Annotated in this window: 6 protein-coding genes; all 6 read left to right on the forward strand. The window is 30.3% G+C overall.

From position 1 onward, the window contains the following. On the forward strand, nucleotides 1-534 hold a 534-nt coding region (gene rfbC / locus Q0C58_RS02280; protein WP_290696893.1), incomplete at its 5' end, for a dTDP-4-dehydrorhamnose 3,5-epimerase. Further along, complete coding sequence (rfbD, locus tag Q0C58_RS02285) at nucleotides 535-1,392, forward strand: dTDP-4-dehydrorhamnose reductase (RefSeq protein WP_290696896.1); 858 nt, start codon at nucleotides 535-537, stop codon at nucleotides 1,390-1,392. A gap of 16 nt (nucleotides 1,393-1,408) precedes the next feature. Beyond that, nucleotides 1,409-2,410 carry an SDR family oxidoreductase gene (locus Q0C58_RS02290; protein ID WP_290696899.1) on the forward strand — a complete coding sequence of 334 codons (1,002 nt, stop codon included), beginning with the start codon at nucleotides 1,409-1,411 and terminating at the stop codon, nucleotides 2,408-2,410. A 196-nt stretch (nucleotides 2,411-2,606) separates the two neighbouring features. After that, nucleotides 2,607-3,878, forward strand: a complete 1,272-nt coding sequence (locus Q0C58_RS02295) for a nucleotide sugar dehydrogenase (RefSeq protein WP_290696902.1) — start codon at nucleotides 2,607-2,609, stop codon at nucleotides 3,876-3,878. An 11-nt stretch (nucleotides 3,879-3,889) separates the two neighbouring features. Continuing rightward, nucleotides 3,890-4,468, forward strand: coding sequence for a DapH/DapD/GlmU-related protein (locus tag Q0C58_RS02300; protein ID WP_290696903.1), 579 nt, complete (start codon nucleotides 3,890-3,892; stop codon nucleotides 4,466-4,468). 17 nt (nucleotides 4,469-4,485) lie between these two features. Beyond that, nucleotides 4,486-5,432 (forward strand): Gfo/Idh/MocA family oxidoreductase (locus Q0C58_RS02305; RefSeq protein ID WP_290696906.1); only part of this gene is annotated, 947 nt, incomplete at its 3' end.

Genomic DNA, 5,432 nt, shown 5'->3' on the forward strand with positions numbered 1-5,432 from the left:
ACAGAAACAAATCTTCAAGGTTGCTATATACTTGAGCCTAGTATTTTTAATGATGAAAGAGGTTACTTTTTTGAAAGCTATAACAAAGAAAAATTTGAAACCTTAATAGGTCAATCAGTTAACTTTATTCAAGACAACGAAGCTTTTTCTAATAAAGGAGCATTACGAGGGCTTCATTTTCAAAAAGGAGAACATGCTCAAGCAAAATTAGTTAGAGTAACGCAAGGAAAAGTACTAGATGTAGCTGTAGACTTAAGACCAAAATCAGAAACATTTTTAAAACATATTACTATCGAGTTGTCTTCAGAAAATAAAAAACAATTATTTGTGCCTAGAGGTTTTGCGCATGGTTATATAGTGTTAAGTGAGACAGCTGTTTTTAATTATAAATGCGACAACGCTTATAATAAAGCTTCAGAAAGCGGTGTGATATTTAATGATAAAGAACTTAAAATAGACTGGCAACTTAAACCAGAACAATTTATAATTTCCGCAAAAGACAAAGTGCTTCCAACTGTTAAAGAATTATTTTAAATGAAAAAAATTCTAGTAACAGGAGCCAATGGACAGTTAGGATTGTGTTTAAAGAGCAAATATGAAGAAGAACAAAATCTAGAATTTATTTTTTTAGACAGTAAGTCGTTAGATATTACTAATGAAAATAAAGTTAAGACAATTTTTAATTCTGGTAGCTTTGATTTCTGTATTAACTGCGCAGCTTATACAGCAGTAGATACAGCAGAAGATGAAAAAGAAATTGCATACAACATTAATGTTATAGGTGCAAAAAATTTAGCTGAAGCTTGCAATACATTTAATGTAACATTAATTCACTTCTCAACAGATTTTGTTTTTGATGGTAGTAGTAAAGTAGCATATAAAGAAACAGGTGCAGCAAGCCCTTTGGGTGTATATGGCTTTACTAAATTAAAAGGAGAGGAAGCTATTAGTACTACTATAAAAAAATATTACATTATTAGAACCTCTTGGTTATATTCAGAATTTAGAAATAACTTTGTTAAAACAATGCTACGTTTAGCAGCAGAAAAAGAGGAGTTAAATGTGGTAAACGACCAAATAGGAACACCAACTAACGCTAATGATTTAGCAGCGGTTATTATAAAAATAATAAAAAGCAGTAAACAAAACTACGGCTTATATCATTTTAGCAATTTAGGAGAAACTACTTGGTATGGTTTTGCTAAAGCAATTTTTAATTTTACTAAAACACCAATTAAAGTAAATGCAGTAACTTCTAAAGCATTTGTAACAAAAGCAGAACGGCCTAAATATAGCGTTTTAGATAAAACAAAAATTAGTGATAGTTTTAGTCTAAAAATCTTAGATTGGAAAGAAAGTTTAGAAAACCATATTAAAACAACCTACCTTTAAAATTAAATAGAAGAAAGTGTACTTAGAAAAATACCATAATCAAGATTTATCGAATTTTTCGTTTTTAGTAACTGGAGGAGCTGGCTTTATTGGCTCTAATTTGGTTGAATATTTATTAAAATATAATGCTAAAGAGGTAAGAGTTCTAGATAATTTGTCTAATGGTCATTTAAAAAATATAGAGTCTTTTTTTAATTTAGATAGCTTCAGTTTTATAGAAGGAGACATAAGGGATATTGAAACTTGCAAGAATGCAATGCGAAATATTGATTATGTATTGCATCAAGCCGCTTTAGGCTCTGTTCCAAGATCTATAAAAAACCCATTAACCTCTAATGCAGTTAATGTTTCTGGTTTTTTAAATGTATTATCTTCTGCAAAAGAATCTAAGACCGTAAAAAAAATGGTTTATGCCGCTTCATCTAGTACTTATGGAGATAGTAAATCTTTGCCTAAAGTAGAGGATATTATTGGAAAACCACTATCTCCTTATGCTGTTACAAAATATGTTAATGAATTGTACGCAGATGTTTTCTCAAATACTTTTGGTTTTCATACTGTTGGATTAAGGTATTTTAATGTTTTTGGTCCAAAACAAGACCCAAATGGAGCTTATGCAGCAGTTATACCTTTATTTATGGATGCAGCAGTAACTAATTCTCCTGTAAAAATAAATGGAGATGGTGAGCAAACCAGAGATTTTACGTTTATAGAGAATGTAGTTCAAGCAAATATTAAAGCTGTTTTTTCTAATTTAAAATCGCATGAAGTATTTAATGTAGCTGTAGGAGAAAGAATTAGCATAAATGGTCTTTGGAATCAAATAAAAAGACTTTCTGGAAAAAACAATAAAATTATTTATGGGCCTTCAAGACAAGGAGATGTAAGAGATTCATTAGCAAACATAGACAAAGGAAAAAAACTTTTAGGTTATAATCCAAAATACAAGTTTAATGAAGGTATTAAAATCACTTTTAAATGGTTTGAAAGCAACTTAAAGTTTATTTATAAACAATAAAAACTGAATTATTAAAGTTGATGATTTTTTGAATAAAATTAATACTAATTTTTAGCAATAATTTTATTTTAAGCGTTTTATTACTACAAACACTATTTTTTGTGTAATATAATTTTAAAATTATTATTTTCGCAGATACGAAGTAAATCCATTTGTTCTAAAAACAAGCATTTAGTTTCGTTTTAATTTTAAAGAAATGAATAAAAAAATAGCAATTATAGGTTTAGGATATGTAGGCTTGCCTTTAGCAGTAGAATTTGCTAAAAAATATCAAGTTGTGGGTTTTGATATTAACGAATCTAGAGTAAGTGATTTAAAATCAGGTCACGATAGCACACTGGAGGTTAGTGATGCAAATCTATTGTCTGTATTAAACAAAAGTAAAGATAAAGGCTTAACTATTTCTAGTGATGTTAAAAAAATAGCTTCTTGTCAAGTTTATATAGTAACAGTACCTACACCAGTAGATAAAAATAACAGACCTATTTTAACACCACTAATTAAATCTTCTCAAACTATAGGGAGCATCCTAAAAAAAGGAGATATAGTAATTTATGAATCTACAGTTTATCCAGGTGTTACAGAAGACGAATGCGTTCCAGTATTAGAAAAAACGAGTAGTTTAAAATTTAATCAAGATTTTTATTGTGGCTATTCACCAGAACGTATTAATCCAGGCGATAAAACACATACTGTTGCTAACATTATGAAAGTAACTTCTGGATCTACTCCAGAGATTGGTATAGAGGTCGATAATTTGTATAGCTCGATAATTACAGCAGGAACCCATTTAGCACCAACAATAAAAGTAGCAGAGGCTGCTAAAGTTATAGAAAATGCACAAAGAGATATCAATATTGCTTTTGTAAACGAATTAGCAATGATTTTTAATAAATTAGATATTGATACGCATGCTGTTTTGGAAGCTGCAGCAACAAAATGGAATTTTTTACCTTTTAAGCCAGGACTAGTTGGTGGTCATTGTATAGGTGTTGATCCTTATTATTTGGCTCAGAAAGCGCAAGAAGTAGGTTACCATCCAGAAATTATTTTAGCAGGAAGACGCTTAAACGACGCTATGGGAGAATTTGTAGCTACCGAAGTATTAAAGCTCATGGTTAAAAATGATATTGCAATTAAAAATGCTAAAGTTTTAATGCTAGGGATTACTTTTAAAGAAAACTGTCCAGATATTAGAAATACAAAGGCGATTGACGTTTATAAGGCTTTAACAGATTTTAATATGAATGTTGATGTTTACGATCCTTGGGCTTCTAGCGAAGAGGTAAATGCTGAATATAATATTAATACCATAGAGACAATTAAAACAACTTACGATGCTATTATTCACGTTGTTTCGCATAATAATTTTTTAGATTTAGATTTAGAAAGTCTTAAAAACAAAAATGCAGTTGTGTTTGATGTTAAAGGTACATTAGACTCTAAATTTGTAGACAAACGATTATAAGAATAACTATCATGAGTGATTTTTTTGCACACGAAACAGCTGTAATAGATGCTGGAGCTAACATAGGTAAAGGCACTAAAATATGGCATTTTTCCCATATTATGTCTAATTGTAAAATAGGCAAAGGATGTAATTTTGGACAAAATGTAGTAGTTTCTCCTAATGTTATTTTAGGAGATAATGTTAAAGTTCAAAACAACGTTTCAATTTACACAGGTGTTCAATGTGAGAATGATGTTTTTCTTGGACCTTCAATGGTTTTTACTAATGTTATTAATCCAAGAAGCGCTGTTAATAGAAAAAATCAGTATCTTAAAACTATTGTTAAAGAAGGTGCATCAATAGGCGCAAATGCAACAATTGTTTGCGGTAACAACATTGGTAAATTTGCTTTTATTGGGGCAGGAGCTGTTGTAACTAAGGAAATTCCAGATTATGCTTTAGTAGTAGGTAACCCGTCTAAACAAATTGGATGGATGAGTGAATATGGACATAGACTAGAATTCGATAATCAAGGCATTGCTATTTGTCCAGAAAATAATGACAGCTATAAATTAAATAATAATAAAGTAAGTAAATTACTTAAGTAAAAAATAATTAAGGATTAATGAAAAATTTCGCATTAATAGGAGCCTCTGGATATATTGCTCCAAGACATTTAAAAGCAATTAAGGATACTAATAATAACCTAGTAGCAGCCTACGATCGTTTTGATAGTGTTGGGATTATGGATAGCTATTTTCCAAACGCTGATTTTTTTGTTGAGTTTGAAAGATTCGACAGGCACTTAGAGAAATTAAAACAAGAGAGAAATGTAAAATTAGATTACGTAAGTATTTGTACTCCTAATTATTTACACGATTCTCATATAAGAATGGCTTTAAGAAGAGGAGCAGACGCTATTTGCGAAAAACCTTTAGTACTAAACCCATGGAATATAGATGCTTTAACTAATGTAGAAAAAGAAACAGGACAAAAAGTTTATAATATTCTTCAATTAAGAGTTCATAAAAGCATAATTGAATTAAAGAAAAAAATTGACGCAGCACCAAAGGATAAAATTTTTGATGTTGATTTAACATATTTAACCTCTCGAGGTAATTGGTACTATACCTCTTGGAAAGGAGATAAATCTAAATCTGGAGGCATTGCTACAAATATAGGTGTTCATTTTTACGATATGCTATCTTGGATATTTGGAGACGTAAAGGAAAATATAGTACATGTTCACGAACATGATAGAGCATCTGGTTATTTAGAGCTTGAAAGAGCGCGTGTAAGATGGTTTTTATCTATAAATGAAGATGTGTTGCCAGACGATATTAAAGCTAAAGGACAGAGAACCTACAGATCTATAACAATAGAAGGCGAAGAACTAGAATTTAGTGGAGGCTTTACAGACTTACATAATAGAGTTTATGAAGGTATTTTAGATGGAAATGGCTATGGTCTTGAAGATGCTAGACAAGCTATAGAAATTGTACATAATATTCGCCATGCAGAACCTAAAGGTTTAGTTGGAGACTACCATCCATTTGCTAAGAAAGCGTTTGC

It is taken from the genome of Lacinutrix sp. (genome assembly GCF_023299985.1).
Lineage (GTDB): Bacteria > Bacteroidota > Bacteroidia > Flavobacteriales > Flavobacteriaceae > Lacinutrix.